The sequence below is a fragment of the Planococcus sp. 1R117A genome (genome assembly GCF_051417975.1).
GTDB classification, from domain to species: Bacteria; Bacillota; Bacilli; order Bacillales_A; family Planococcaceae; genus Planococcus; species Planococcus shenhongbingii.
In genome coordinates this window covers 571,401-597,602 of sequence record NZ_JBPRLO010000003.1, presented here as the reverse complement: position 1 = coordinate 597,602, position 26,202 = coordinate 571,401, and the positions used below count along the sequence as shown (strand labels likewise).

27 protein-coding genes are annotated in these 26,202 nt (G+C 40.3%); 20 read left to right on the top strand and 7 right to left on the bottom strand.

Annotation, left to right across the window (positions count from 1 at the left end):
• The first annotated feature begins 259 nt into the window (after positions 1 to 259).
• The 10 genes from ACSFXN_RS12675 to ACSFXN_RS12630 all read left to right on the top strand — a co-directional run bounded on the left by ACSFXN_RS12675 (position 260) and on the right by ACSFXN_RS12630 (position 9,946).
• Positions 260 to 1,435, top strand: a complete 1,176-nt coding sequence (locus ACSFXN_RS12675) for an amidohydrolase (RefSeq protein WP_437150463.1) — start codon at positions 260 to 262, stop codon at positions 1,433 to 1,435.
• 21 nt (positions 1,436 to 1,456) lie between these two features.
• Entirely contained in the window at positions 1,457 to 2,755 is a 1,299-nt protein-coding gene (locus tag ACSFXN_RS12670) for a M20 family metallo-hydrolase (RefSeq protein ID WP_437150462.1), read from the top strand.
• A gap of 131 nt (positions 2,756 to 2,886) precedes the next feature.
• Complete coding sequence (locus ACSFXN_RS12665) at positions 2,887 to 3,222, top strand: replication/maintenance protein RepL (RefSeq protein ID WP_437150461.1); 336 nt, start codon at positions 2,887 to 2,889, stop codon at positions 3,220 to 3,222.
• A 602-nt stretch (positions 3,223 to 3,824) separates the two neighbouring features.
• Positions 3,825 to 4,496 carry a YveK family protein gene (locus ACSFXN_RS12660; protein ID WP_437150460.1) on the top strand — a complete coding sequence of 224 codons (672 nt, stop codon included), beginning with the start codon at positions 3,825 to 3,827 and terminating at the stop codon, positions 4,494 to 4,496.
• A gap of 32 nt (positions 4,497 to 4,528) precedes the next feature.
• Positions 4,529 to 5,539: a GNAT family N-acetyltransferase gene (locus tag ACSFXN_RS12655; RefSeq protein WP_437150459.1), complete on the top strand. Its 1,011-nt coding sequence runs from the start codon at positions 4,529 to 4,531 to the stop codon at positions 5,537 to 5,539.
• Positions 5,540 to 5,595: 56 nt separating this feature from the next.
• Positions 5,596 to 6,069 (top strand): hypothetical protein, encoded by a 474-nt coding sequence (locus ACSFXN_RS12650; protein WP_437150458.1) that lies wholly within the window; start codon positions 5,596 to 5,598, stop codon positions 6,067 to 6,069.
• Positions 6,070 to 6,101: 32 nt separating this feature from the next.
• Positions 6,102 to 6,422, top strand: a complete 321-nt coding sequence (locus ACSFXN_RS12645; protein ID WP_301854852.1) for an MGMT family protein — start codon at positions 6,102 to 6,104, stop codon at positions 6,420 to 6,422.
• Between the two features lie 157 nt (positions 6,423 to 6,579).
• Entirely contained in the window at positions 6,580 to 7,314 is a 735-nt protein-coding gene (locus ACSFXN_RS12640; protein ID WP_437150457.1) for a gamma-glutamyl-gamma-aminobutyrate hydrolase family protein, read from the top strand.
• Between the two features lie 190 nt (positions 7,315 to 7,504).
• Positions 7,505 to 8,560, top strand: coding sequence for a calcium/proton exchanger (gene cax, locus ACSFXN_RS12635; protein WP_437150456.1), 1,056 nt, complete (start codon positions 7,505 to 7,507; stop codon positions 8,558 to 8,560).
• 84 nt (positions 8,561 to 8,644) lie between these two features.
• Positions 8,645 to 9,946: a glucose-6-phosphate isomerase gene (locus ACSFXN_RS12630; protein ID WP_437150485.1), complete on the top strand. Its 1,302-nt coding sequence runs from the start codon at positions 8,645 to 8,647 to the stop codon at positions 9,944 to 9,946.
• Positions 9,947 to 9,990: 44 nt separating this feature from the next.
• On the opposite strand, the gene ACSFXN_RS12625 is transcribed toward ACSFXN_RS12630, so the two are convergent.
• Together ACSFXN_RS12625 and ACSFXN_RS12620 are read right to left on the bottom strand one after the other, a co-directional pair.
• Positions 9,991 to 10,368, bottom strand: a complete 378-nt coding sequence (locus tag ACSFXN_RS12625) for a hypothetical protein (protein ID WP_437150455.1) — start codon at positions 10,366 to 10,368, stop codon at positions 9,991 to 9,993.
• Positions 10,369 to 10,380: 12 nt separating this feature from the next.
• On the bottom strand, positions 10,381 to 11,670 hold the full coding sequence (locus ACSFXN_RS12620; protein ID WP_437150454.1) for a helix-turn-helix domain-containing protein: 1,290 nt from the start codon (positions 11,668 to 11,670) through the stop codon (positions 10,381 to 10,383).
• Positions 11,671 to 12,114: 444 nt separating this feature from the next.
• On the opposite strand from ACSFXN_RS12620, the gene ACSFXN_RS12615 reads away from it, so the two are divergent.
• Both ACSFXN_RS12615 and ACSFXN_RS12610 read left to right on the top strand, forming a co-directional pair.
• Positions 12,115 to 12,663 carry a general stress protein gene (locus ACSFXN_RS12615; RefSeq protein ID WP_437150453.1) on the top strand — a complete coding sequence of 183 codons (549 nt, stop codon included), beginning with the start codon at positions 12,115 to 12,117 and terminating at the stop codon, positions 12,661 to 12,663.
• A 197-nt stretch (positions 12,664 to 12,860) separates the two neighbouring features.
• Entirely contained in the window at positions 12,861 to 13,793 is a 933-nt protein-coding gene (locus ACSFXN_RS12610) for a general stress protein (RefSeq protein WP_437150452.1), read from the top strand.
• A 719-nt stretch (positions 13,794 to 14,512) separates the two neighbouring features.
• On the opposite strand, the gene brnQ is transcribed toward ACSFXN_RS12610, so the two are convergent.
• The 3 genes from brnQ to ACSFXN_RS12595 form a co-directional block, all read right to left on the bottom strand.
• Positions 14,513 to 15,832, bottom strand: a complete 1,320-nt coding sequence (brnQ, locus tag ACSFXN_RS12605) for a branched-chain amino acid transport system II carrier protein (protein ID WP_437150451.1) — start codon at positions 15,830 to 15,832, stop codon at positions 14,513 to 14,515.
• A 119-nt stretch (positions 15,833 to 15,951) separates the two neighbouring features.
• The gene (locus ACSFXN_RS12600; RefSeq protein WP_437150450.1) at positions 15,952 to 16,134 is read right to left on the bottom strand and encodes a CsbD family protein; all 183 of its coding nucleotides are present in this window, start codon (positions 16,132 to 16,134) and stop codon (positions 15,952 to 15,954) included.
• Positions 16,135 to 16,255: 121 nt separating this feature from the next.
• A complete protein-coding gene (locus tag ACSFXN_RS12595; protein ID WP_300989849.1) occupies positions 16,256 to 16,537 on the bottom strand; it encodes a hypothetical protein in 282 nt (93 codons plus the stop codon).
• 538 nt (positions 16,538 to 17,075) lie between these two features.
• Here ACSFXN_RS12595 and ACSFXN_RS12590 point away from each other — a divergent pair.
• Positions 17,076 to 18,152, top strand: a complete 1,077-nt coding sequence (locus ACSFXN_RS12590) for a glycosyltransferase family 4 protein (protein ID WP_437150449.1) — start codon at positions 17,076 to 17,078, stop codon at positions 18,150 to 18,152.
• Between the two features lie 105 nt (positions 18,153 to 18,257).
• On the opposite strand, the gene ACSFXN_RS12585 is transcribed toward ACSFXN_RS12590, so the two are convergent.
• Positions 18,258 to 19,295: an LCP family protein gene (locus ACSFXN_RS12585; protein ID WP_437150448.1), complete on the bottom strand. Its 1,038-nt coding sequence runs from the start codon at positions 19,293 to 19,295 to the stop codon at positions 18,258 to 18,260.
• A gap of 157 nt (positions 19,296 to 19,452) precedes the next feature.
• Positions 19,453 to 20,091 carry a YigZ family protein gene (locus ACSFXN_RS12580; RefSeq protein ID WP_437150447.1) on the bottom strand — a complete coding sequence of 213 codons (639 nt, stop codon included), beginning with the start codon at positions 20,089 to 20,091 and terminating at the stop codon, positions 19,453 to 19,455.
• Positions 20,092 to 20,250: 159 nt separating this feature from the next.
• Between ACSFXN_RS12580 and ACSFXN_RS12575 the strand changes: the two genes are divergently transcribed.
• The 7 genes from ACSFXN_RS12575 to ACSFXN_RS12545 all read left to right on the top strand — a co-directional run bounded on the left by ACSFXN_RS12575 (position 20,251) and on the right by ACSFXN_RS12545 (position 26,193).
• A complete protein-coding gene (locus ACSFXN_RS12575) occupies positions 20,251 to 21,396 on the top strand; it encodes a sensor histidine kinase (RefSeq protein ID WP_437150446.1) in 1,146 nt (381 codons plus the stop codon).
• Between the two features lie 27 nt (positions 21,397 to 21,423).
• Complete coding sequence (locus ACSFXN_RS12570; protein WP_437150445.1) at positions 21,424 to 22,098, top strand: response regulator; 675 nt, start codon at positions 21,424 to 21,426, stop codon at positions 22,096 to 22,098.
• A 126-nt stretch (positions 22,099 to 22,224) separates the two neighbouring features.
• Positions 22,225 to 22,785, top strand: coding sequence for a DUF4440 domain-containing protein (locus ACSFXN_RS12565; RefSeq protein ID WP_437150444.1), 561 nt, complete (start codon positions 22,225 to 22,227; stop codon positions 22,783 to 22,785).
• 164 nt (positions 22,786 to 22,949) lie between these two features.
• On the top strand, positions 22,950 to 23,786 hold the full coding sequence (locus ACSFXN_RS12560; RefSeq protein ID WP_437150443.1) for a DegV family protein: 837 nt from the start codon (positions 22,950 to 22,952) through the stop codon (positions 23,784 to 23,786).
• 39 nt (positions 23,787 to 23,825) lie between these two features.
• Positions 23,826 to 25,154: a DEAD/DEAH box helicase gene (locus tag ACSFXN_RS12555; protein WP_437150442.1), complete on the top strand. Its 1,329-nt coding sequence runs from the start codon at positions 23,826 to 23,828 to the stop codon at positions 25,152 to 25,154.
• The gene (locus tag ACSFXN_RS12550; RefSeq protein WP_437150441.1) at positions 25,151 to 25,810 is read left to right on the top strand and encodes a ComF family protein; all 660 of its coding nucleotides are present in this window, start codon (positions 25,151 to 25,153) and stop codon (positions 25,808 to 25,810) included. The genes ACSFXN_RS12555 and ACSFXN_RS12550 overlap by 4 nt, the downstream gene beginning before the upstream one ends.
• 38 nt (positions 25,811 to 25,848) lie before the next feature.
• Complete coding sequence (locus ACSFXN_RS12545; protein ID WP_437150440.1) at positions 25,849 to 26,193, top strand: PilZ domain-containing protein; 345 nt, start codon at positions 25,849 to 25,851, stop codon at positions 26,191 to 26,193.
• The last annotated feature ends 9 nt before the right edge of the window (positions 26,194 to 26,202 follow it).

The window sequence follows — 26,202 nt, the reverse complement described above, 5'->3', positions numbered from 1 at the left end:
GAAACTTCCTTCAATGGAGTGTTTATTCCATTGAAGGTTAGTTGAACCAATCGGACTTTTACGGACCGTGGCATCCGCTCGGAGAAGCGGGAGCCATACTGCCCGTTAAAGCGGGGTAAAGTGAAACTTCCTTCAATGGAGTGTTTATTCCATTGAAGGTTAGTTGAACCAATCGGACTTTTACGGACCGTGGCATCCGCTCGGAGAAGCGGGAGCCATACTGCCCGTTAAAGTCAGATAAAACTGGAGGGTTAATAAGATGATTAATGAAGCCATCAAAAATGCCATACAAGAAAATAACGAAGAAACGATTAGCATTCGCCGCAAATTGCATAGTGAACCGGAACTGTCCTGGGAAGAGTATAATACTTCTCAATTTGTTTATGACTATTTGACAGGCCTTGGAATCGAATGCCGGAAAACGGAACCTACGGGTGTAATTGGCACGTTGAAAGGCGGCAAAGAAGGGAAAACTGTGGCCCTCCGTGCGGATATGGATGCTTTATCAGTAGAAGAACTGAATGTCGATTTGCCTTACAAATCGGCCACAACCGGTAAAATGCATGCGTGCGGACATGATGCCCATACTGCGATGCTGCTATCCGCCGCTAAAGCATTGGCTGGCATTAAAGATGAACTGCCGGGCTCGGTCCGTTTTATTTTTCAACCGGCAGAAGAAGTGGCCACAGGAGCCAAAGCAATGGTGGAGCAAGGAGCAGTTGAAGGTGTCGATGACGTATTTGGCATTCATATCTGGTCACAGATACCTTCACATAGTGTGGCTTGTAATCCTGGCCCATCTTTTGCATCAGCCGATATCTTTAAAGTGCATTTTAAAGGCCAGGGCGGCCATGGTGCTATCCCACAAGCGTGTATTGATGCAGCAATCATTGCTTCATCGTTTGTAATGAATGTTCAATCAGTGGTTTCCCGGACCATCGATCCCCAACAGCCGGCAGTTGTAACAGTCGGGAAAATGATTGTAGGAACACGATTTAACGTAATAGCTGAGAACGCTGAAATTGAAGGCACCGTTCGCTGTTTTGATGCTGAAACCCGGGACCATATTGAGAAGCAGCTGAAAATCTACGCTGAAAACACCGCTGCGATATACGGCGGTAGTGCAACGGTTGAGTATTTCAGAGGCACTCAAGCAGTTATTAACGGACAAGAAAGTGCTGAACTAGTTCAGCAAGTAGCTGCAGCTGCGTTTGGGGAAGGGTCCGTTTATGATGAAAAGCCGACTATGGGCGGTGAAGATTTTTCCTTTTATTTGGATAAAGTTCCCGGAAGTTTTGCGTTAGTCGGCAGCGGAAACCTTGAAAAAGACACGCAATGGGCCCATCACCATGGGAAATTCAATATTGATGAAGAGGCTTTGGCAACCGGTGCGGAATTGTATGCACAGTATGCCTGGGCTTATTTAAATAAATAATACTGCTGGAGGAATAAAAGAATGACGATACACAATCCGCTATTGGAAGATTTACTGAAAGGTTTTGACACCAGTCTGTCTCATTCAGGCGTCAATGGGGAACGTATTGCCCGGCGACTTTATGAATTATCTCACATCGGCTTTACACAAGTAGGGGGAGTTAAACGCCCCGGATTTTCAATAGAAGAAAAATCAGCGAAAGCACTTGTAAAGAAGTGGATGTATGGGGCCGGGCTTGACGTGTCAGAGGATGGTGCAGGAAATGTCGTTGGGCGCCTGCAAGGAGCAAATCAGGATGCAAAAGTCATCGCTTCAGGTTCTCATGTGGACAGTGTCCCAAACGGGGGAAATTTTGATGGACCTCTCGGAGTATTATCAGCATTAGAAGTAGTAGAGGCCTGGAAAGATAGCGGTTTTACTCCCAATAAACCATTTGAAGTAATTATCTTTACCGATGAGGAAGGATCGCGGTTTAATAGCGGCCTAAGCGGCAGCCGGGCGATGGCAGGGGAAATCAGCGAAGAAGAGATCCAAAGGCTGCGTGATTTTAATGGAGCAGACTTGGAACAGGTTTTGAAAGATTATGGAAGTTCAATACAGGATTTTAAAAATGCCAAACGTGATTTTAATGAGCTGGAGCTTTTTGTGGAAGTCCATATTGAGCAAGGAAAAAAACTGGAGAAAGAAAATCAGCCTGTGGGCATTGTCAGTGGAATTGCAGGATTAGCATGGCTGGAAGTTGAGTTTTACGGCGAAGCAGGGCACGCAGGAAACACGCCGATGATTGGCCGAAAAGACTCGCTTGTGGCAGCTGCAGAATTTATCCAAAGAGTTTCTGAATTCCCGCAGAAGGTAAGCGAAACGGCAGTAGCAACAGTCGGCAAAATGGCAGTATCGCCGAATGGTGCCAATGTGATTCCAGAAAAAGTGTCTTTAAACGTAGACATCCGTGATATCCAAGAACAGACACGCGATCAATTGGTAGATCTGATTACAGAAGAAGCAAGAAATATAGCAGCAAAACGCGGAATTCAAGTAGAGATCAAACAAAGCACAAAAATCCAGCCGATTCCGATTGCAGAAAATCTGAAAGAAAAACTAGCGGAATCATTGAAGAAGTTTGGGATAAAGCCGACTTATATACCAAGCGGTGCCGGACATGATGCTATGGTGCTTGGAAGGCATATTCCGGTTGCCATGCTCTTTGTCCGAAGCAAGGAAGGAATCAGCCACAACCCAAAAGAATGGTCATCATTAAATGATTGTGTAACAGGAATCCATGTATTAAAGGATTTTATTGAGAAAAAAATGATGGAGTAAGAAATAAGCCAGAAACCGTCCAGTATAATGGACGGTTTTTATATTTACTTTAAATTAATAAAACTATTAGAATTTTAAGAAATAATTTACAATTAAATGAATAATTAATATAATTAAGGGTATATATGTAAATGAAGAATAAAAAAAGTAAAGATATGGGAGGCAACGATATGGTATCAATGAGAAACAACCTTTCTGAAACCCAGCCATTCACGGAACATAAGATATTGAAAGAGTGCCGGGAATGTTTCGTAAATGAAACAGATCGTATTGCAGAAACAGGAGAAAGGTTTATAAAATATTTTATGAAAAACTCTACTCCAGATGGTGTACTTTTTAAAACCATTAAAGAAATAACTATGGATATGAATATTCCGCATCAAACTTTATCAAAAGTATTAAAAACACTTGAGAGCAGTCACATTATTTATAGACGAAATGGAATTATTGGATTATGGAAAGAATGAAAAAAGAATCGCTTCATTTAGAAGCGATTTTTTGGGCTGTAGGCATCTCGCTAAGTTGAGGCTGTCTACAGTTTTTTAATGTTGCGAAAAAACTGAAAAACTAGTAGCGGTGAACCGTACTGGCAAAACACAATCCAACTAAATAATTTCAATAGGCAATGACATCATCCGAAGCCAGTTAATGAAAGATTCCATCTGATTTGAGAGGTAGAAGCCACACTTGAATTTACAATTTACATATGTCTACAAGCAAGCATCACTTCATAAGAAGTGGTGCTTTTTTGCATTTAGATAAATGCAGGGCTTCTACTTTTTGGACAGCCGACAACGAAACAGCAACTATAAACTATCTGCCATATTCTATGAAACATAAAAATCATGTATTTTTTCGTTTAGGGTATATAGAACTATAATGAATTTTCTAATATATGTTAAAAATATTCTAAGAGTCGAAATACTTAAAAATTCCAATTATTTTTTTGTTTTTTTCTTTAAAAGTGTAGATTGAACTAAAAAAGTATGATATAAATGAACTACAATTATCTGAATTTTAAGAAACCGATTAATCTCTAATTCTATTTGCTCAAAAGGAGGAAAATTCTGTGGGCCAAAAAATCCTTATTTTAAATATTCTGAAAAACCTAAGGAAACAATTAAAAGTGATTCTCAGTATTACCTTTCTTTCAATTGGGGTTGTCTGGTTTTTACTGTATTTTGTTTTAGTGCCCGAATACAAAGCAACTAGCCAGATTCTAGTTGAGCAGGAAGAAAGTTCCGTGCCTTCGGCAGTAGCAGATTCACAGCTTGCTTCACAAGTTCCTGGAATTAATGAAACCTATAGCGCAACCATAAGGAGCCCGCAAGTTTTAGGAGAAGTTATTAAAGAATTGGGCTTAAAGGTCTCGGTTAAGGAATTACACGAAAGAATTATCGTTTCTGAAGCAGCTGATTCTCAAGTATTGAATATAACGGTTTCCAGCGCAGACAAAGAGTTGGCCATTCAAATCGCCAACTCAGTTGCTGTGAATTTTAAAAAGAAAATTCCTGAAATGATGCAAGTGGAGAAGGTTTCAGTTATTCCAATTACCAGCGACCAACTTCCAACTTCACCATTTGAAGAAAATATGGTGTTTAGCTTAGGGGTGGCAGGGGCTTTTGGTTTTATAATCGGAACTTTGGTGGCATTTATCCTGGAAATGCTAAATACCTTGTTTAAAACAGGAAGACAAGACAGCAAAACTACGGCAGCAAAACTGCAAACGGTATTTAAGTAATTTTTTAGCTGAAAAAAACAGGGGTGAAGAGTATGTATGAGGTTGTTGCCATACACGATCATATGCGCTGGCAAAAAATTCTCGACCTTTTCCAAGTAACGGATATATATTACACAAGCCAATATTTTTTAAGCGCAATGAAATTAGACCCCGGCGAGTCGATGATGTTTTATTACAACGATGAGGAAGGAGAAGTTGTTTATCCTTTCATCAAAAGAAGAATAGAAAATGATGCCCCGGGTTATTTTGACATTACGACTCCTTTTGGATATGGTGGCCCATTATTAAAGACCAAGAATAATGCTTCCAAGCTGACTTCAAATTTCCTTCATGAATTCTCTGCGTTTTGTGAAAAAGAAAAAATTATCGCAGAGTTTATCCGATTTCATCCATTAAAGAACAATGCCCTTATCTTTGAAAAGCAATTAAAGTTACTGCCTATGTATGAGACATTTGCCATTAAACTTGATCAGCAAGACCAGCAGCCAAAAGAGCAGGAAGATAAAGAAGAACGAAGTAATGGTGAAAACGGCGTAGTTATTAAAAAACTGGGCACGGTCCGTCATATGTTCGAGTTTTTGGTTTTATATTATTCGACTGTACGGCGGCGAGAAGATGCAGATAGCTATTATTTTTTTACTAACGATTATTTTGAAACGCTTATCAGCTCGCTCGGCCCAAACCTTCATTTATTTGGAGCTTACTGTGAGAATAAGCTCGTATCGGCCTGTTATGTACTAACTATGGGAGATACTATTTATCACCATTTGGACGGTAGTCTGGAAGAAGCTGAAGACTCCAATGCAATGAAGGCTCTCTTATTGAAGATTGCGGAGTGGGGAATAGAAAACAGTTTCACTTTTTTTCATCTCGGCAGTGATTTCAAAGGCGAAGGCAGAAATATCTCTGGCCTAAAAAAAGGAATAGCAAATCAAGAACCATCCACTTTCTATATTTGTGAAAAAGTTCATGACACCTCGATTTACAAGAAGTTAATTTCTATAGAAGAAATTGATGTCATAAAAAGATATCGAAACGTCTAACAATGATATTAATGCGGACTGCAAATCTATAAGCCAACTCAGGAAGGGGTTATCAAATGAGATATTTACAGTATAAAGGAGTCATTGAAAGAGAATATAAGAAGTCGTTGAAAAAGATTATGTTTGATCTTTGTGTCAATGAGGGCTTGACGGCGTCCCAAGGAGCCAAGAAGTTAGGGGTTGCTAAGGAGATTTTTGTCTACTGGCAGCACCATTACCGGTACGAAAGAAAACAATTATTATTTGATCAGACAGTAAATGAATTGGACAAGCTACAGGATGTATATGCCGAAGATGTAAAATCCATCGATCTAAGTAAACCTTTCTTGTATGAAAATGAAGAGTCTCTCCGTGGGCTGGAGGAATTGATCGGGCGCATGATTGATTATTATAAAACCGTTCATTACAATAGTAAGGGATTAGCGGTAGAAACTGCTAAACTTCCTATGTATGAATTTAGCCGAAGAGTGGTTGATAGATACCGCAACGGAGTATTGCTGGAAGAAGCAAAGAAAACAGTGTTAACTTAAAGTAAATATTTATCAGACAGGACGGAAATTTGATGCAGCCATTTACTGAGAAAGCTATTGAAACGATAAAGAAAATCCCTTTTGGGAAAGTGATGACTTATGGACAAATAGCTGCTCATGCTGGCAGTCCAAGAGGAGCAAGGCAAGTCGCCCGGTTGCTTCATAGTATGAGCAGTAAACATCAATTGCCATGGCATCGTGTAGTGAATGCACGAGGGCAAATCGCTATTCAAAATGAAGAGGCGCGCTTTGCTCAACAATCATTTCTTGAAAAAGAAGGAGTCGAGGTTGATCAACACGGGAAAATTAATTTAGAGCGTTTTCTATTCCGGCCAGACCAGCAGGACGATTAATGAAAATACATACTTCAAAATGAACTTTACATACAATGAATCCGTTTCCCCTACCTTCCGTTTTCAAAAAACCATACTTTAAAATCTGTTTATTTGCTTCCCATGACGGGTATACAATAAAAGTGTGTTGTTTTAAATGAAGAGAGGAAAGTAATTTATGAAAAACAATGACAAACCAGTAATTGGTATTACAGCGCGAGTTGAAAAAGACCAAATGTATTCCCTTGATCCAGTTTATGGCCAAGCTATTCTACAGTCTGGCGGATTGCCGTTAATCGTTCCGATAGTAGATCAGGAAGATATTCCGGTATTATGTGAACGCTTGGACGGTTTAATCGTCACAGGCGGTGGAGATATCAATCCGTTGCTTTATGGAGAAGAGCCGCATATACGCTTAGGAGCGGTATATCCTGGCAGTGATGAATACGAGAAAGAATTAATATTAAATTTCTTAAAGTTAGATAAGCCGTTTATCGGTATGTGCCGAGGACTTCAAATGCTTAATATATCGCTAGGGGGCACAAATTATCAGGATTTAGAAGCGCAGTATGAAGGCGATTTAAATCAGCATAAGCAGCTGGCAATGCGGACGCACCGAACCCATTCGGTTGAACTTGAGGATGATAGTAAATTGCTTGGCATCATGGGCGAGAAAAAATTCAATGTGAATTCGTTTCATCATCAAGGAGTCAAAGATGTTTCGAGCCAGTTGAAAGTAGCAGCTAGAGCTGCGGATGGGCTTGTTGAGGCACTTGAAAGTGATTCTTATCAATTTGTGATGGGTATCCAGTGGCATCCAGAAGAATTTGCGGTCCAGGGTGACGAAGCTTCCAAAAAATTATTTGACCGTTTTGTAAAAGAATGCACAAAAGATATGGGACAAAATCAATAATTATTATAATCATCTTTTTGAGGACGCACCTCCAATGTTAGGCACTATCCTAACATTGGAGGTGCTTTTTTGTTTCTCTATTTTTTAAAAATACGAAAGAAAAAATTGGATAGATAATTTGAAAAAGTAGAGGTTAAAGATATCCCGCGGGAGGGTATTGATGCTTAAAAAGAATATGGGAGAGGGTTCTATGAATCGTATTTTTATTATAATGGCGCTTATTGGTGTGCCATTGACTGTCATTGGATCGCTGCTGCACTGGCCCAGTGTGGTGATGTTTATCATCTGTTCAATAAGTATAGTAGCCTTATCCAGTTTCATGGGGCGTGCGACGGAAAGTCTTGCGATTGTCAGTGGTCCACGAATAGGTGGACTCCTTAATGCAACTTTCGGGAATGCGGTAGAACTTATCATCTCTATTTTTGCATTGCAGGCAGGACTCATTGGAGTTGTTCTAGCTTCCTTGACAGGTTCTGTACTAGGGAACTTATTGCTAGTAGGCGGCCTTTCCTTTTTCCTTGGCGGCCTTAAATTTAAAAGGCAGAAATTCAGTATTCATGATGCCTCCCATAATTCTGGTTTATTGATTTTTGCTGTAGTCGTTGCTTTTGTAATTCCTGAAATTTTTGCTATGACGATGAATGATACGAAGACCATTCAATTGAGTGTGGGGATATCGATCATTTTAATACTGCTATATTTAGCCGGATTATTTTTTAAGCTGGTAACACATCGCGGCGTATATGCCCACGCAGATCCTGAAACTGAGTCTTCGCATGAAGAGCCGGAATGGTCCAAAAGAAAAGCGCTTATTATTTTATTAGTTGCTACTTTAATTGTAGCTTATGTTTCCGAAAATTTAGTGCACACGTTTGAGGAAGTAGGAGAACAGTTTGGATGGTCAGAGTTGTTTATTGGAGTTATTATTGTAGCGATTGTAGGGAATGCAGCAGAGCATGCCTCCGCTATAATTATGGCAATGAAAAACAAAATGGATATCGCAGTTGAAATCGCCATTGGCTCTACACTGCAAATTGCCATGTTTGTAGCACCAGTACTCGTATTGATTTCGCTCTTTATGCCGGTGCAGATGCCATTGGTTTTCACGATATCTGAACTTGTCGCAATGATTACTGCGGTATTTCTGGCGATCAATGTAATGAACGACGGAGAATCCAACTGGTTTGAAGGTTTAACGCTTCTCGCTGCTTATCTGATTATGGGCATTGGGTTTTATTTACTGTAAAAAATGTAAGACTTTTGACATCTGCTACATTGTATACATTGAATCATGGTAAACTGAATATATCAAAAAAAGGCGGTGGTTCTTATCGGAACAGTATCATTAAATGACAAATATATAACTCAATTCATTGAAAAAGACGAAGTGATCGCAGTACAGGATTTTGTCAAAGCAGCTCACCGTAAAATCCACGAAAAATCAGGTGCCGGAGCTGAATATTTGGGCTGGCTGGATTGGGCCACTCAGTTGGATAAGGACGAATTATCCCGTATTGAAGAAACGGCACAAAAACTTCGTAAAGATGCAGAGGTGCTGATTGTCATCGGCATAGGCGGCTCCTATTTGGGTGCGAAGGCAGTGCAGGATCTGCTTTGTCCATCTTTTGGCTTAAATGAAATGGAAGTAATTTATGCTGGACAAAATTTGAGCGGCCGTTATATGGAGGAACTCTTATCTTTTATCGAAGGAAAAGAAGTGGCGTTAAACGTAATTTCAAAGTCTGGCACCACTACTGAGCCGGCTATAGCATTCCGTGTGCTGCGTGCTTGGATGTATGAGAAATATGGTGAACAAGCTGCAGAGCGTATTATTGTTACTACTGATAAAACCGAAGGTGCTCTTCGAAAGGCGGCAGATGCTATCGGTTATACCTCATTTGAAATCCCGCCAGATATCGGAGGGCGCTATTCGGTTCTGACTGCAGTCGGATTACTTCCATTAGCGGTTGCTGGAGTAGATATTCGGGCCTTAGTTGATGGTGCAGCTCAGGCAGAGAAGGACTTGGCATCGGAAGATCTATTTGAGAACACTGCCTATCTTTATGCTGCCTACCGCCAAATCCTAAATGCCAGAGGTTACTCGATAGAAGTTCTTGCCAGTTTTGAACCTGCAATGTCAGGTATAAATGAATGGTGGAAGCAATTGTTCGGCGAAAGCGAAGGCAAGCAAGGAAAAGGCATTTTCCCGGCATCCGTTATTTATTCCACTGACCTGCACTCTTTAGGGCAATATCTGCAAAATGGCCGCCGTACCTTGTTTGAAACCATGATCAGTTTTAAGGAAGATCAATATCAAAGCAAAATCCCATTTGATCAAGAGAATGGAGATGGCTTAAATTACTTAGCTGATAAAACGTTGCACGAAGTTAATCAGCAGGCGATGAATGCAACAGCGTTGGCGCATGTAGAAGGTGGCGTACCCGTTGTGACAATCGAAGTTGAACGAGTAGATGCGTTTCATACAGGTTATTTGATTTATTTCTTCTTAAAAGCATGTGCAATGAGCGCCTACTTGTCCGGCGTTAATCCATTTGACCAGCCGGGTGTGGAATTGTATAAGCAGAATATGTTTGAGTTGCTTGGAAAACCAGGATACAAGAAAAAGATTTAAACGAAAAACCAGCGGCTCAAAAAGCCGCTGGTTTTTTTGTTAAATTAAGCTTTGAAATTTTCTTTAACTGACCAGGGTTCCGGAATGCGAGCCTGGACAGCGACTTCGTTCTTCACTGACCAAGGCTCCGGGATGCGAGCTTGGACAGCGACTTCGTTCTTCACTGACCAAGGTTCCGGGATGCGAGCTTGGACAGCGACTTCGTTTTTCACTGACCAAGGCTCCGGAATGCGAGCTTGGACAGCGACTTCGTTTTTCACTGACCAAGGCTCCGGAATGCGAGCTTGGACAGCGACTTCGGATTCAACCGACCAAGGCTCCGGGATACGTGGTTTGACTGCCGATTCATCCGCATTAGCCCCAATGGACAAACTCGTTAATGCAATAATAGCTGTAAACAAAATTCCAAAACTTCTTTTCATCAATTTCACTCCCTATCTTATAATTGTAGTTTTTTTGTATGATTCCCTTGCTTTATTGAAATTAAAAGCAGACTTTTCATACTTCTTTAGTTTATAGTAAACATTACCCAAATGTCCGTAATAATATCCCATCTCAAAAAAATTATTATCAATTTCTAGGCATGGAATCAGTCGTGTATTTACCATGCTTTCAAAATCGTCATACTCATCATTTAAAAAGTGAGTTAAACAAATAAATTCGATATAAGCTTCTTTGAAAGCATGGTTCGTTGGCGAATCCATATTGAGTTTTTTAACTTCAATAAGTTTGACGCCTTTCACTTTCCACTTGTTAGCTTCTTCCAAATTGCCAAGTTCGATATGGCATTTAATCAAGATGCAGTAGCTTAGCAGCATATCAGCAATATATTCAGGTGGAATGAATTCTAAACAGTTTTCAATATGGATAAGCGACAATTCGTAATCCTGAAAAATAAAGTAGGAATAGCCTAGGTTAAATTCTGTTGTAAATCTTAGTATATCAACATCTAGTTTGCTTCCGATTGCCAACGCATTTCGATGGTGCTCCATTGCTGTTTTGTAGTTACCAAAACGTTGATGGGTAATAGCAATATTCAAATGGCATTCTACAATTCTTTTGGGGATAAACTCTTGTTGATAGATTTTTAAGGCTAATTCAGTATATTTATTAGCCATACTAATTTCCCAGCAGCGATTTGCCGTGATTCCAATTGAGTAATAGAGATCGGCTAAATCTGAACTGGCTATAGTCGTTGGAACTATCTTTTCAGCCATCAAATAAGTTTTCAAAGCTGATTCAGGATCGTCTAAAAGATAATGGTAGTTGCCTGTATATTTATGGAACAAGTAAAACTGCTCCTGGTTCATAAATTCTTTAAACCGTTCCATTTCCTTTAGCTTTTCTTCTGCACTCTCCAAATCTCCTGTAATAATGAAATACCGGATTTGCTGAATATTATATTCCAATTCAATATCTTCATTAGCATGCAACAAGGGATGATTATGGATATCTGCATATTGCTCCATAATTTTTCCTTTATTCTGAGGATGAAGCAGCGAAGTTTTGAAGTTTTTGACCAGTACTTGGCCAATCGGGTTTTCTTTTGGAGCTAAAGAAATTTCCAGCTTCTTGCATAATGCTTCTAAATCACGCAATGAGGGCTCTTTAAGGCCGGATTCAATTTTTTTCAGTTCTCTTGGAGAGAGGATCCCTGAAGCGGTTTCTTCTAAGCTGATTCTCTTTTTAAGTCTGTGATATTTGAGGCGTAAACCTGTATTCATTGATTCTCTCCTTTCCATTTGAATGGGCAGAATATCGGTCATCCATGTAGGAGAGTTCTTTTCCAACTTGGTCGCGGCTTCTGAGTGATAGACAGTTGAAAGATTGTTAAGTACTATAATATCCGCCTCCACAACTATTAGTGTACTGCAATTCCATATATTACATTCATGATATCATCAATTTTCTAAATAAACTGCCTTTTTAAGACCTATTTTATTAATAAAAATAAAAGGTAAATAATACCTACAAGGGAAATTATTATAATGCACAAACGATTAGAAGAAGTATGCAAATCCGCTTTTTCAAGAAAATCTGTATATTATCGTCCATTAATAAGCAAATGATTAAAACATCGTTCAATCTCTGGTGCTTACAGTAAGTTTAAATCTTCTTCTTTAAAGGGTAAAGATACTAAAATACTTTATTCCGACGGAGGTTTTTGCATGGGTTCTGAAAAGCAAGTGCTGGCAGTTGTCTATTCAGAGAAAGATTTATTAAATAAAATCTATGATCTTAAACAGCAAGGATATGAAGAAAGCGAGATACATGTTATGGCGAAAGACATGGACCGATTCGATCGAGTGGAAAATCAGACAGCGGCAGAAATCGAAGGAGCCGGTTCTTTTAAAGATAAATTCAAAGGTATTTTCTCCCGCCATGAAAACAATGGAGGAGGAATAAAATCATTGAACCTATCCGAATCTGAGACTGAACGTTTTTCGGATGAACTTGAAAAAGGGGGAATCCTTCTATATATCATTGGAGGGCGAAAAGGCATTGATGAAGTGATTGCTGAAAGCCATTTTCGTGACCGTGAAGGAAATCCGGTTGAAGCTTCCACTAATGAATATGTGAATTCGGTGGATAACACTTTTGATGATCCACAAGATCGTTTTGACCGAGGAGAATCATTTCAGCATGATCCATTATTGATGAAAGAAGAAAACCACATTTCTTTCACTACATTGCCTGAACATGAGAAGAAAAAATAAGATACAGCAAAGAAGCCATACTTTAAAACCTTATTAAAAACTGAGAAGAACAAATTTAGAGAAGAAGCACAAAAAACCTCCGGATTATTCCGGAGGTTTTTTTCAGTATAGGGGATGAATGAGAGTGGAGGGATGTTTTAGCTTTCTGGCCGTTAGGGTAGACATATATTAAAACCAGTTACAGGAGGCTGAAAAAGATGAAACCATTGAATCGAGAAATTGTGTTAGTATACAGCCAAGAAGAAATGCTAAGCAAAGTGGAAGAGTTGAAGATGCGCGGTTATCGAGAAAATGATATACATGTACTTGTAGACGATGATTCAGTACTTGGAGCAGTCGATAATGACCGAAATATCCAAACTCATGAAACGGGTTCTATAGGCAGTAAATTCAAATCGTTTTTTACCGGCAAAGATACTGTGCGTGAAGAATTAAAGAAATTGGACCTTGAGCAAAGGGAAATAGATGATTATCAGGAGAACCTTGAAAACGGTGCGATATTGCTTTATACCGAACAGTCATCAAGAGAAGATGATAACTACTCATCGTTTGGGGATGATGCCCGCCCTATTGATAGCGATGAGGTAAAACGCAATACAGCTATGGCGCCTTTTGGACGTGATATAGAACGCGATGACTTAAGACATAATGATGCACCTATACGGGATAAAGATGTAAGTACCGATTTGGGTACTACGGGAATCCGATCGGATGAAATTTACACCACTGAAGTACCAAGAGAAGAGCAATATGGACTTCCAAGTTATGGAGACAAAACTCAGGATTCCCGGCTGAAAGGCGATAGCATCCACCCGACAACTGGCAGCCAAACTGCCGATGAGAGTTTGCCGGAAGAAAAACTGATGGAACATGAACCAGGCCTCGGATCAGATGCAGGAGGGGATATATTGAACACGGATGATGGAGTCCATCGCAGACAAGATGACCAGTCTCCAGGTGTAGACCCAAATCTGGGCCCGGCACCATTTGGCCGTGATTCCGAAGAAGAGCATTTATTGAATGACAGAAATGATGATTTTGAAAAGCCGCGCAGTCCGAGAGAAGGGAAAACGCTTCACGAAGAAGCCGATAAAAAACCAGGCACTCCACCAACACCTAAATTGTTTTAAATGAAAAAACAGCCTTCACTTGAAGGCTGTTTTTTTCAGCTTGTTGTGAAAGATAAAACTTGTATTGGTGATCTTTCCTTAACCGATATTCCGCCAACCAGCTGCGAAGACATTGGCCGAGGTTTGTGAGGCCAAGTCTTTGCGACGAGCTTGCGCAGGAGCATATGTTTTAGCCGCGGGCGAGCGCCAAGCCGCTTCGTCGCTTACGCTCTTGTTTCTGCATCGCTGCGCTAGCTTCGAAACATGAAAGGGCGTTGCAGGGTCTCGGCTGTCTCGCTATCCCGCAGGCAAGACATTAGCCGAAGCTTGCGAGGCTAAGTCTTTGCGACGAAGTGCGCAGCACTGCAGGAGCAGTACGGTTTTCTCCGCCGTTTGGCTCCATATCTGGAGAGCAGGTATAAACAATAGAGAGCTTATTCAAATAGTCACTATTGCAGAGAACTGCTAAAGATAAGAAACTGAATCTAAATGTAGCGAAAGGCGGCGAGTCCTGAGACCCCACAGGGAATGAATGGGGCAAAAAGCATTTGCCCCATTCATTTGCGACGAAGCTAGCGAAGCGATGCAGGAGCACACGGGTTTCGCCAGCGAGCGAGGAGGCTTAGGGCCGCACCCCGCGAAAAGCGTCCGTCCTGGAGCGAAATGACAGAAGAACATACGAGTTTCTCGACAGCCTAGAAAAAAACAGCCTTCACATGAAGGCTGTTTTTTTCGTTGGATTATTGCCGCTTAAATCGCACAATCGCCATGCCCAAGAGGGTACCAACAATTGCTGGCACGAACCAGCCAATCCCTTGTTCGAATAATGGCAAGACACTGAAGACCTTGTCTACATGATTGAAAGATATGCCGGCTGAACGAAGGCCATCGAATATACTGATAATGCCGGTTAAAGTGAGGGCAATCACATAAACCAATGGCTTTCGGTCGAAAGAACGGTCAAAAAATGACAAGATAACAAGAACAATAGCAATTGGATAAATTGCCAATAACACAGGGAGGGACACTGCAATCAGCTGTGTTAATCCTATATTAGCGATTAAAGTACTGAATCCGGCATATGCCATAACATAAGAGGTATACGAAATTTTTGGATAGATCTTATGGGAAAACTGGGCAGTGGCTGCAACCAATCCGATGGAAGTCGACAAGCAAGCAAAGAGAATAGCAGCCGCTAAAATGACTCCTCCCATTTCGCCAAAAAGAACTCGGGATGCCAGAGCAATAATCGTCCCGCCGTTGTCCTGAAGGCCAATAGCAGACACACTGGTTACACCTATGTAGCTAAGCGATAAGTAAACCAGGGCTAAGCCGGTTGCAGCAATAATGCCGGCAAAAGCAGTCGTCTTCAAAATACTTCTTTGGTCTGTTACGCCTTTTGCGCGGATCGATTCAATAATGACGATACCGAAGACAAGGGCTGCGATAGCATCCATTGTTAAATATCCTTGCAAAAAACTGTTGAAAAAGGCATCAGTATTGTAATTGCCTACAGGCTCTTCTATTTCTCCCATAGGTGTAATAATGCTTTTTACGGCCAATAAACCGATTACTAAAATCAAGATAGGCGTTAAAATTTTTCCGATCCGGTCTACTAGCTTGGTCGGGTTTAATGAAAACAAAATGGTCACGATGAAGAAAATGATAGTGAAAGTGAGCAATGGCCAGAAAGAGGAACCCAAATTGCTCGGAAGAAAAGGCGCTACTCCAATTTCAAAAGAAACAGTGGCCGTGCGCGGGATTCCAAAAAATGGGCCAATAGTCAAGTAAACAATAGAAGTGAAAACAATACCGAAAATCGGATTGACACGACCGGCAATTGTTTGCAAATCACCTCCAGCTTTTGCTATTGCCAAAATACCAAGAAGAGGCAAACCGACCCCGGTCAATAGAAACCCAGTAATAGCAGGCACAATATTATTGCCGGCAAGTTGGCCGAGATAAGGAGGAAAGATAATATTTCCAGCTCCTAGGAACAAGGCGAATAACATAAGGCCGACCATAATTGATTCACTTAAAGTAAGTGTTCTTTTTTGCATAATAAACTCCTTTATAAAACAATTTGCATAAGTCTATATTATAACTGAACTGCAGAACTTTAAAAAACTTAAGTAAAAAAACAAAAAATCCGATCAAATTGACCGGATTTTGAATTCTGTTACTTATTGTCTTTTTTAAATTCGCCAACTTGATCCTGCAAATCGCCTTTGGCTTTATCAATTTTACCTTCAGCTTGTTTTTTATGGTCGCCTGTAGCATTTCCGACTTGGTCTTTCACTTCACCTTTGCCTTTATTTACTGCGCCTTTTAGTTTATCTGATAATCCTTCGCTATTGCTCATTGAAATTCCTCCTCTAAAATGTCTTATTCTATATATAACCGACAGAATAATAGTTAAACATTAAATATAGCGGCAGTAAAAAACTCCCGGCATGCGCGCAGGGAGTTTTGCGAATTAGCTGTCATATAAGTGCAGATAAGGTATACTTAGCGGCATCTTTTACACTGCCGCAAAAATCCTGTTCTGCTAAACGCCTTAAAGTAGTTAATGGAGTACGCGGATTTTCGGCTACTCCTTTTCGCACTTCAAAATGCTGATCCATGGATAAGTCGACAAGTAATCCTATACAAGTGATGGATTTAGCCAGTTCAGCACGCTGCAAATACTGCATTTTTAATACAGCAGCTTCGTCCCAAGGCGTCCACTCCGTCAAACTTGCATAAAACTCCAGATTGCCATTCATCTCATTTTGCACCCCTAATAAAATTTTTGTAAAATTCTAATTACACCGTCATTATAACATGAATTTTAATATATGCCAGAAATTTAACATGAACGCAAATATACAGGGTGATTCAAATTTTAGTATTAGCCGATATGTCATCTGAAAAACGCGGCATTTACTAAGACGTTATGATGAGGTGAGTGAATTTTATCACATTATTTATATAGAAGGAAAAGTACTAATCCGAAGCTATTTCGGTATTCACTCTTATTAAAAGAAACGGTCTTAGAGCTGCAAGTAAACGCGAGAATGAAATATCGGAATTTGTACATCAACACTTGCTTTAGCCGATTAAAATCTTAAAACATTAATCAGACAAACAAAGAACTTGAATTATTAAATACAAAACAAAGTTAATTGATCGGAACTTAATCTCTCAAAATTCGTCTAATGTTTTGAAGCAGAAAAAACATACAAAAATATGGATTTTTTAGTTAGACATGGTATAATGACAATTGGATATGTATGTTGATTAGAAGTTTTGAGGAGGAAAGACATGCTATACCTGACTTTGGTTTTGGCATTTATAGCTTCGATAGTATTGACTCCAATTGTAAAGCGATTAGCTTTCAAAATAGGAGCAGTTGACCGTCCCAATTATCGAAAAGTACATGCGAGAATAATGCCGCGTTTAGGCGGATTAGCTATATTTGGATCATTTGTAATCGGTTATTTTATTCTAAGACCTGAAGAATCGATTTCTAATGCTGTAGAACCCGCATTTATCCCTATTTCAACAGCTGTATTATTAGGGGCATTGATTATTACAGTTACAGGTGTTTTAGATGATATGTATGAAATATCAGCAAAAGCTAAATTGCTGGGCCAATTGCTAGGAGCTGCCATTGTAGTGGTCGGTGGAGGACTTGAAATTTCTTTCATCAACTTGCCGTTCGGCGGTGAATTGGATTTCGGCTATTTTAGTATTCCTTTAACCATCATATGGATTATTGGTATTACGAATGCGATTAATTTGATTGATGGCTTAGACGGTTTGGCAGCAGGGGTATCAACTATCGCGTTAATTACATTATCAATTATGGCCTTTATTATGGGAGATCCTTTCGTTATGTCACTCGCAGCTATTTTAGCAGCAAGTTCAATTGGATTCTTATTTTATAATTTTCATCCAGCAAAAATCTTTATGGGTGATACAGGCGCATTATTTTTAGGATTCATGATTTCTGTTCTAGCATTGATGGGTTTCAAAAACATCACAGTTGTTGCATTGATCATTCCAATCATCATGTTGGGCGTTCCTATTTCAGATACTTTTTTTGCAATCGTACGCAGAGTACGTGAAAAGCAATCGATATCGGCAGCCGACAAATCCCACTTGCACCATTGCTTGTTGAATATCGGGTTTTCACATCGCCAAACAGTCCTCATCATTTATGGTATAGCTGCTTTATTCGGATTGGCAGCATTGTTGTTTTCTCAAGCGACATTATGGGGCGGAATTTTGCTGATCAGTGTAATGCTGATTGCAATTGAATTGTTTGTAGAGATTGTTGGTCTGGCTGGGAAAAACTACCGCCCATTGATCAATCTTGTGAAATTAATCGGAAAATAAAAGGATCGAACGAAAAGCGGTATGCTTTTCGTTCGATCCTTTTTGTTCTATGGCGTGGTTAAGATTTGTCTCTAAGAAATGTAAAAACCGCAGCTTGGCTGCGGTTTAAAAATCTTCTTCATTGGTTTCTTCAGTCAAGTCCGTATTACTGCTGTCCGAAAAAGTCGAAGAGTCTGGCTGAAATCCTAAATGGCCCTTCAAGATATCCTGGACTTCTGTCAATGATTCTTCATCCAGCTGCCAATAATAAGTGCCAGTGGACATATCATCGTATCCATCCAACGTCAGTGTATCAATATTTGGCTTGCCGCCTCTAGCGTATTCAAAAAACGACTGCATGTCTCTGAAGGTTAAGTCGGTTTTCATATTATCGCCGATGGCATCAATGACATTGCCATACTTGGTGAGGGAAGAAGCGGATAAGATTTTATCCATGATGCTCCCAATAATCATTTGCTGGCGCTTCCCGCGCTCAATATCATTGTCGTAATGGCGCGTTCTCGCCAAGGCAAGTGCCTGGCTTCCGTTCAAGGTTTGCAGCCCGGCTTTTAACTCGATAGCATCTTTTTTGTCATTTTCATCTTGTTCTTTTAAGTCATAAGGCACTGTCACTTCAATGCCTCCGAGGGCATCGACTACATCGATGAAGGCATCAAAATTCATACGGACATAATAATCGACAGGCACTTCCAATAGATTTTCAACTGTATCAATAGTAGAACGAGGCCCTTCGTATCCGTAAGCGTGTGTAATCTTGTCATACTCTTCTACAGCAGGAATAAATGCGTAAGTATCTCGAGGAATGCTTACCAGTTTAATTGATTTATCAGCATTATTGAGTGTGGCAAGAACTAATGCGTCAGATCTCGTGCTATTTTCGTTTTGGCTGCGCTTTTCACTATCATCTACTCCGATAAATAAAATCGAGACATTATCATGCAAAGGCTCTACCTGTTCATCCCGCAAGTCTGATTTGTCACCAGCCGCTTCAAAAGATCTGTCTGCTGCATCTTCGGCTTTTTTTACTAAATAAATTCCGTAGGCTGACCCGCATAAGAGCAACGAAACAATTAAAGCGGCAGTAATTTTGATGGCAGTCCGTTTTTTGCTCGATTTCTTTTTTCGGTAATTTTTACGATTCATGGTTATAACTCCTCTGTAAAGGAATGGGCTAACCGACTATTCGATTCGATTGATCCAATCTTTCCGGTGTAATTTGACGTACTTTTGTAGGTCTTTGGTGCATAGTTGCTTTGATTCTCCCTATTATACAGTGAGATAGAAGAAACGTAAATGAAAATTATTCAGGCATTTGGAACTCCAAAAACTCCCTTTCCAGGCAGTTGATCATTGCTTGCCCATTCGTCATTTCGTTAATCCAGCCAGTAAAATCAAGTTCTTTTTCCACTGGTACATGGACTAATATTTCGACTCCGTCAGTGTATTGGATTTCTTTTAGGGGATACGGAGATTGACGGATTTCGTTTTCCGCTTTCCCAAGCCAATTATAATCAATTGAAACTGCCATCAGGCTATGAAGTCTCCGTTCAACAATACCAGAAGCTGAAATTGCTGCAGTTGTCGCTTTTCCATATGCACGGATCAAGCCGCCGCCGCCAAGTTTGATGCCGCCAAAATAACGGGTGATTACCACTACCGTATCTTTTAATCCCTGCTTTTTCAGTACTTCCAAAATAGGGACTCCTGCAGTGCCGCTAGGTTCACCGTCGTCATTGGCTTTTTGGATTGAATCATGTTCTCCTATTATATAAGCGGAACAATTGTGGTTGGCAGAGCGGTGTTTTGCTTTAATTGATTCTATAAATTCCATAGCTTCTTGTTCTGATTCCGCTCTTTTAGCATAGCCAATAAATCGTGATTTTTGTATAATAATTTCACTTTCTGTTAACTTGCCGATAGTTTTGTAATTTTCTCGCATTTTAACTCCCCCTGGTGTAAAATATAATCAGATATTTTGTAATGTCTTTTTAATACGGATTTGCTTACAAAGTGGTATACTTGTGACAGCCGTCACAGGCATAAAGGTGCAAGGAAATTTTTTCTATATACAGTTAAGTATAGCTAAGGCGGTTTTAAAATGGCTAAAAAATTCGATTTGAAAGCGCTAGATTCCATTTTTAATGATGTACTCGAAAAAATGGAAAGTTCCAAGCAGGATGTTTTCGTCATCAGTGAAAAAAGTCGCCAAAGTTATGAAAATATGAAAGATGAACTTGAAGATGTGCGAACGAATATATCCCGTGTGATCAAAGCTGGTGATTTGCTCGAAGAAAAAACTCGGGCAGCACGGCGGCGCCTCGCCGAAGTATCTCAATTTTTTAATTCATTTTCTGAAAGCGAAGTCCGGCAAGCGTATGAGCAAGCAAACGAACTGCAGGTCCAACTATCAGTCAACCGCTCGGAAGAAAAGCAGTATCGCCAAAAGCGGGATAGGCTTCAACGCCGTCTGCAAACGCTGCTGCAGACGATTGAACGTGCTGAGGAACTGGTGAACCGGTTAAATGTCACCATCAATTACTTGGCTTCCGATCATGAGGAGCTTGGGGAAGCGATTGACAGCGTCAAGCTAAAGCAAGATTATAGCCTGCGCATTATTGAAGCGCAAGAAGAAGAGCGTAAAAGGCTGTCCCGTGAAATTCATGATGGGCCTGCCCAGATGATGGCGAATGTCTTGCTGCGTTCAGACTTGATTGAGCGGACTTATCGGGAAAAAGGGCCTGAACCGGCTTTCAAGGAAATTTCCTCGTTAAAAGAGATGGTTAGGGATGCGCTTACTGAAGTCAGAAGGATTATTTATGATCTTCGGCCGATGGCTCTGGATGACTTGGGTTTAGTGCCTACTTTGAAAAAATATCTTGAAACGACTGAAGACTATAATAAAGGAACGATACTCCATTTCCATACTAGTGGAAAAGAAGTCAGGCTTCCAGGCAATTACGAAACAGCCATCTTCAGATTAGTGCAAGAAGCCGTCTCAAATGCAATCCGCCACGGCAAAGCAACTGTAATTGATGTTAAAGTAGAATGGTTAAAAGACCACGTTACATTGGTAGTAAAAGACAATGGTTCTGGATTTGATCAAAGCATAGTAAAGAGCCAATCTTTTGGATTAATTGGCATGAAAGAGCGAATTGATTTAATTGACGGTGATTTCTACATCAATTCATCGTTAGGCAATGGAACTGTTTTGATGTTTCAAATCCCGTTGGAAACTGACGGATAAGATATGGTATTTGAGGAGGACAACATAATGACGAAAATTATTATTATTGATGATCACCAATTATTCCGCGAAGGTGTCAAACGGATTCTTGACTTTGAAGATTCGTTTGAAGTGGTCGCAGAAGGTGGAGACGGCACGGAAGTTGTCAAATTGTACGAAGAACACAAACCCGATGTGGTATTGATGGATATCAATATGCCGCAGAAAAACGGGGTTGAAGCAACGGGGGAACTGATGGAGAAGTACCCGGATTCAAAAGTCATTATGCTGTCAATACACGATGACGAGTCATATGTAACGCATGCTTTGAAAACCGGAGCATTGGGTTATATGTTAAAAGAAATGGATGCTGAAGCCATTATTCAAGCGATTAAAGTGGTGGCTAAAGGCGGTTCTTATCTGCATCCTAAAGTGACACGCAATTTAGTGATGGAATTCCGCAGATTAAGCGAACGCGAAAATAAAGGCTCTTTCCATCAAACTGAAATTCGCCGTCCTTATCATTTGTTGACTAAGCGTGAAAGCGAAGTGCTTCAATTGTTGACAGACGGACAGAGTAACCGGGTAATCGGTGAAACTTTGTTTATTTCCGAAAAGACGGTTAAGAACCATGTTTCAAGCATTCTGCAAAAAATGCAGGTGAATGACCGGACACAGGCTGTAGTAACAGCAATTAAAAACGGCTGGGTTGAAGTCAGATAATAGAATGACCGTTAGAATGGTTTGCAGCTTGCTGCGAACCATTTTTTTGTGAAAAGAATTGGACACAGATTCTTCATTGTATTTGATGTCTTGCTATGGCAAAATGAACCGCAGGAGGAATGCGCAATGAAAAAACTATTAGTAACAATAGGGATATTGCTTACTCTTGCTGCATGTTCAGAGGCAGAAGATTCAACTGTAAACCAGAACACAGCAAATGACGGCGATTTAACTAATGAAAATAATGCAGTCGACCATGGAATTGAAGATGAAAAGGTTGGCTTTACTTTGGATGAAGAAGGAAAAGTAATTGAAGCGGATGTGCCAAAAGAAGAAGCAGACGCAATTCTAGCCGCTTATCAGGAATATATTGAAGCTTTCAATGCTGAAGATCTCGAACGTTATATGAATGTGATCTCAGAAAACCCTGAAGGCTTTGACCGGGAAGAAGATAGTAAGGCTTTGACTAAAGCTTTTGATGTCTATGATACGACGTATGAAACTAGTGATGAAACCATTGTAAAATACGAAAAAGACAGAGCCGAAGTTTTTGCAAATAATAATGTTACGATGGCAGATCCAAAGACCGGCAAAAGCACGAAACAATCCGGCCGCCAAGTTGTCGTATTTAAAAAAGAGCAAAACGAATGGCGCGTCAGCAGCCTTCATTTTATCGGCAATCAATAAAGCAAAATTCGCTTCAGTTCAACGTTCTTTTATTTCTGTCTGAGCGAAAACTTGTTTTATCAGATGAACCAGACAAAAAACTTCCTGAAAATTTTCCAGGAAGTTTTTTTCTATGTCTTTTTGACGGTATTTTTTGGTAAACTGGCAAAGGAGGCTGATTAACTATGAAAACGGCAATAGTAACAGACAGTACTGCATACATCCCAAAAGAATTACGAGAAAAAGCGGATATTCATATGATTCCTCTCCAAGTAACTTTCAAGAACGAATCGTTTGCAGAAGAAGAAGATTTGCTCGTTGATGAATTTTATAAAAAAGCGAAGGAGGAACTGCCAAAAACTTCACAGCCGCCTCTGGGGGAATTTGTAAGTTTGTATACAAAACTTTCGAATGACTATAAGGAAATTGTTTCTATTCATCTATCAAGTGGCATCAGTGGAACTTTTGAAGGTTCACGGCAAGCAAATGATTTGGTGGACGAAGTGGCCGTTCATTCTTTTGATTCGGAGATTTCCTGCGCTATGCAAGGGTTCTACGCTTTAAGAGCTGCTGAAATGGCAAATACAGGAGCAGGTGCTGCTGAAATTATGAATGAACTTAACGACATGAAAAAAACAATGCGTGCTTATTTTATGGTCGAAGATTTGAAACATTTAAGCAGAGGCGGAAGACTATCAAATGCACAAGCGATTGTTGGTGGATTGCTTCAAATTAAACCGCTTTTGCATTTTGAAAATAAAGTGATTGTTCCTTTCGAAAAGATCCGAACTAGAAAGAAAGCGATGAATCGTATTGCCGACTTACTCAAACAAGATGCTGCTTCTGGTGAATCGATTCAGGCAGCCGTAATTCATGCGAATCGGCCAGAGGAAGCACAAAAATGGCTGGAAGAATTAAAGTCTTCATGCCCGGAAGTCGAATTTTCCATTTCATATTTTGGTCCGGTCATCGGAACACATTTAGGTGAAGGTTCAATGGGTCTTGGTTGGGCAAAGAAATAACAGCCCAGGCCCTTTTGGTTTTTCGGAAGGAGAATGCAGATGCCAGAGTTGGAGGAATTTTTAAATGGCCGGATATGGCTGAGAAATTTCACTCCGTTTTCAGAAGACCTTATAAATGAAGCGATTGCCAAAGGTTTTATAACAGTTACCAATGGAATTACTGACGGACGCATCTGCGCCCGTTGCCTTGAAAAATCCCCACATAAAATCATTACTTTCTACTGTTCAAATTGTGATGCCAACTGTTTATATTGCAGGCATTGCATCAAAATGGGAAGAGTCAGCTCATGTACAGAGCTCATCACATGGAAAACCACATCATCAATCCCTTCACAAAATCATTTATTTGCCTGGAAAGGCACTCTTACAGCATTGCAGCAACGGGCTTCTGCTGAAGTTTCTTCCAGTCTTTCAAATGGAAAGTCCCATCTGGTATATGCCGTTTGCGGAGCTGGAAAAACGGAATTATTATTTACGCCAATTTTTGAAGCACTTCAAAAAGGCCAGCGTGTTTGCATAGCCGCACCTCGAACAGATGTTGTACTTGAACTATCCCCGCGTATAAAAGCCGCTTTTCCAAATACGATTGTTCACACACTTTACGGCGGAGCTCCCATAGAAATAGGTTTTTCAAACATTGTCATTGCCACCACTCATCAGTTATACCGGTTTCAAGAAGCTTTTGATGTCATGATTGTCGATGAAGCAGATGCTTTTCCTTACTCCTACGATCCGGCACTTGAACGGGCAGTCATCAAATCAAAAAAGAAAGAAGCACCAATCGTGTATGTTTCAGCTACACCCTCCGCCGCCCTATTGAAAAAAATTGAGAACCGATCCGAAATTTTCCGGCGTTTTCATGGCCATGCCTTGCCTGTGCCAGTTTTTGAACCGTTATGGAATTACAAGAAAGTTTTATTGAAAAACAGAATACCCTCTAAATTAGCCAAATGGGTTCAAGATAAACTGAGCAAAAACGAACCCTTTTTATTGTTTTTGCCAACGATTGAGTTAATTGCCCACAGCATTAAACTATTTCAGGAATTAGACCCTCGCATTGAAGCGGTACATGCGCAAGATCCGGAACGAAAAGAGAAAGTATTGAAATTGCGCAACGGCGAAGTTAGGGGATTGCTGACTTCGACCATCCTAGAACGCGGAATCACCATCCCAAATGTCCAAGTGGCTGTAGTTGGTGCCGACGATCGGATCTTCGAGGCTTCTGCGTTAATTCAAATTGCAGGACGTGCTGGCAGGGCCACTGCAAATCCTAAAGGAGATGTGATTTTTTTCCATAACGGAATTGTAAAGGAAATGGACAAGGCAAGACAAAAAATCCTTTCGTACAATAGGAGGGGATTGCCATGAATTGTCTTATTTGTGATATTGCCATACTTTATCGCCCTTCCTGGAGGAGTCTATTTTTAAATGACGCTGAAACAGTCGTTTGTGCAAGCTGCAAAAGAAAATTTGAGAAGATTGATGGTGCCGTATGTGGAAAATGCGGATTGCCGGGAGAAGAGATGTGCGGGGATTGCAGGCACTGGGAAACAACAGAATTTGCCGGCTTGATCCAGAGTGGGAGCAGTTTATTCCAGTATAATGACGCCATGCAAACTTTTTTGCATCAATACAAATTTTTGCAGGATGTTGCTTTGGCACATGTTTTCGGAGAAGATCTTAAAACGGCTATTCGCAAATCAGAAAACGTTCTGGTTCCCATCCCAATGAATCCCAAGAAGTTAAAAGAACGGACATTTCCGCAAGTCGACCGGTTATTGGATGCGGCGGGATTAACTTATGGCCATTTCCTCATTAAAAGCGAAGATGTCCAAGGAACGAAAACAAAAGCGGAACGGATGGCGGCGAAAAATCTTTTTGCATGGAATGGAGAAAAAGTTCCGAAAAAAATTGTATTAGTTGATGATTTATATACGACTGGCACTACTATGCGCCAAGCGGCAAAAGCAATGAAAAATGCTGGAACGGAAGAGATCCGTTTATTGACACTTATTCGAGGATAGGCCATGCTTCATCATAATGAATGAACCGGAGGGATTAAATGTTTTATAACAGGACAGAAAGCTATCGTCATAGTTTTGGAAAACCGGCTGAAATTTTTATTGAAATGGTGTATGGCAATAACATTCATTTCCCTTGTTACGGTTTATTGCTGGACGTCTCGCCGCGGGGAGCAAAAATTTTTACGGAAAAAGATATCTTCGAGGAAGACAGCTCATTTACAGGGGTTTTTAAGATTAATCATGAAAAAATAGAGGCACAAGCTAATATGGTTTGGAAGACTCCTATTACTGGCGGTTACCTGATCGGGGTACAATGGACAAAAAACCAAATCAGAGAAAGCCTGATAGCGGATGAACTTGAGTCTTGTATAGAAATCCGATAAAAAAGAGTT

What these genes read in the sequence shown, in the direction of transcription:
- ACSFXN_RS12640 (WP_437150457.1), top strand. Translation starts at nt 6,580, where the DNA reads ATGAAAAACAATGACAAACCAGTAATTGGTATTACAGCGCGAGTTGAA.
- ACSFXN_RS12560 (WP_437150443.1), top strand. Translation starts at nt 22,950, where the DNA reads ATGAAAACGGCAATAGTAACAGACAGTACTGCATACATCCCAAAAGAA.
- ACSFXN_RS12610 (WP_437150452.1), top strand. Translation starts at nt 12,861, where the DNA reads ATGAAACCATTGAATCGAGAAATTGTGTTAGTATACAGCCAAGAAGAA.
- ACSFXN_RS12585 (WP_437150448.1), bottom strand. Translation starts at nt 19,295, where the DNA reads ATGAATCGTAAAAATTACCGAAAAAAGAAATCGAGCAAAAAACGGACT.
- ACSFXN_RS12645 (WP_301854852.1), top strand. Translation starts at nt 6,102, where the DNA reads ATGCAGCCATTTACTGAGAAAGCTATTGAAACGATAAAGAAAATCCCT.
- ACSFXN_RS12650 (WP_437150458.1), top strand. Translation starts at nt 5,596, where the DNA reads ATGAGATATTTACAGTATAAAGGAGTCATTGAAAGAGAATATAAGAAG.
- brnQ (WP_437150451.1), bottom strand. Translation starts at nt 15,832, where the DNA reads ATGCAAAAAAGAACACTTACTTTAAGTGAATCAATTATGGTCGGCCTT.
- ACSFXN_RS12670 (WP_437150462.1), top strand. Translation starts at nt 1,457, where the DNA reads ATGACGATACACAATCCGCTATTGGAAGATTTACTGAAAGGTTTTGAC.
- ACSFXN_RS12565 (WP_437150444.1), top strand. Translation starts at nt 22,225, where the DNA reads ATGAAAAAACTATTAGTAACAATAGGGATATTGCTTACTCTTGCTGCA.
- ACSFXN_RS12555 (WP_437150442.1), top strand. Translation starts at nt 23,826, where the DNA reads ATGCCAGAGTTGGAGGAATTTTTAAATGGCCGGATATGGCTGAGAAAT.
- ACSFXN_RS12675 (WP_437150463.1), top strand. Translation starts at nt 260, where the DNA reads ATGATTAATGAAGCCATCAAAAATGCCATACAAGAAAATAACGAAGAA.
- cax (WP_437150456.1), top strand. Translation starts at nt 7,505, where the DNA reads ATGAATCGTATTTTTATTATAATGGCGCTTATTGGTGTGCCATTGACT.
- ACSFXN_RS12590 (WP_437150449.1), top strand. Translation starts at nt 17,076, where the DNA reads ATGCTATACCTGACTTTGGTTTTGGCATTTATAGCTTCGATAGTATTG.
- ACSFXN_RS12570 (WP_437150445.1), top strand. Translation starts at nt 21,424, where the DNA reads ATGACGAAAATTATTATTATTGATGATCACCAATTATTCCGCGAAGGT.
- ACSFXN_RS12655 (WP_437150459.1), top strand. Translation starts at nt 4,529, where the DNA reads ATGTATGAGGTTGTTGCCATACACGATCATATGCGCTGGCAAAAAATT.
- ACSFXN_RS12615 (WP_437150453.1), top strand. Translation starts at nt 12,115, where the DNA reads ATGGGTTCTGAAAAGCAAGTGCTGGCAGTTGTCTATTCAGAGAAAGAT.
- ACSFXN_RS12595 (WP_300989849.1), bottom strand. Translation starts at nt 16,537, where the DNA reads ATGAATGGCAATCTGGAGTTTTATGCAAGTTTGACGGAGTGGACGCCT.
- ACSFXN_RS12545 (WP_437150440.1), top strand. Translation starts at nt 25,849, where the DNA reads ATGTTTTATAACAGGACAGAAAGCTATCGTCATAGTTTTGGAAAACCG.
- ACSFXN_RS12575 (WP_437150446.1), top strand. Translation starts at nt 20,251, where the DNA reads ATGGCTAAAAAATTCGATTTGAAAGCGCTAGATTCCATTTTTAATGAT.
- ACSFXN_RS12665 (WP_437150461.1), top strand. Translation starts at nt 2,887, where the DNA reads ATGAAGAATAAAAAAAGTAAAGATATGGGAGGCAACGATATGGTATCA.
- ACSFXN_RS12550 (WP_437150441.1), top strand. Translation starts at nt 25,151, where the DNA reads ATGAATTGTCTTATTTGTGATATTGCCATACTTTATCGCCCTTCCTGG.
- ACSFXN_RS12580 (WP_437150447.1), bottom strand. Translation starts at nt 20,091, where the DNA reads ATGCGAGAAAATTACAAAACTATCGGCAAGTTAACAGAAAGTGAAATT.
- ACSFXN_RS12600 (WP_437150450.1), bottom strand. Translation starts at nt 16,134, where the DNA reads ATGAGCAATAGCGAAGGATTATCAGATAAACTAAAAGGCGCAGTAAAT.
- ACSFXN_RS12625 (WP_437150455.1), bottom strand. Translation starts at nt 10,368, where the DNA reads ATGAAAAGAAGTTTTGGAATTTTGTTTACAGCTATTATTGCATTAACG.
- ACSFXN_RS12620 (WP_437150454.1), bottom strand. Translation starts at nt 11,670, where the DNA reads ATGAATACAGGTTTACGCCTCAAATATCACAGACTTAAAAAGAGAATC.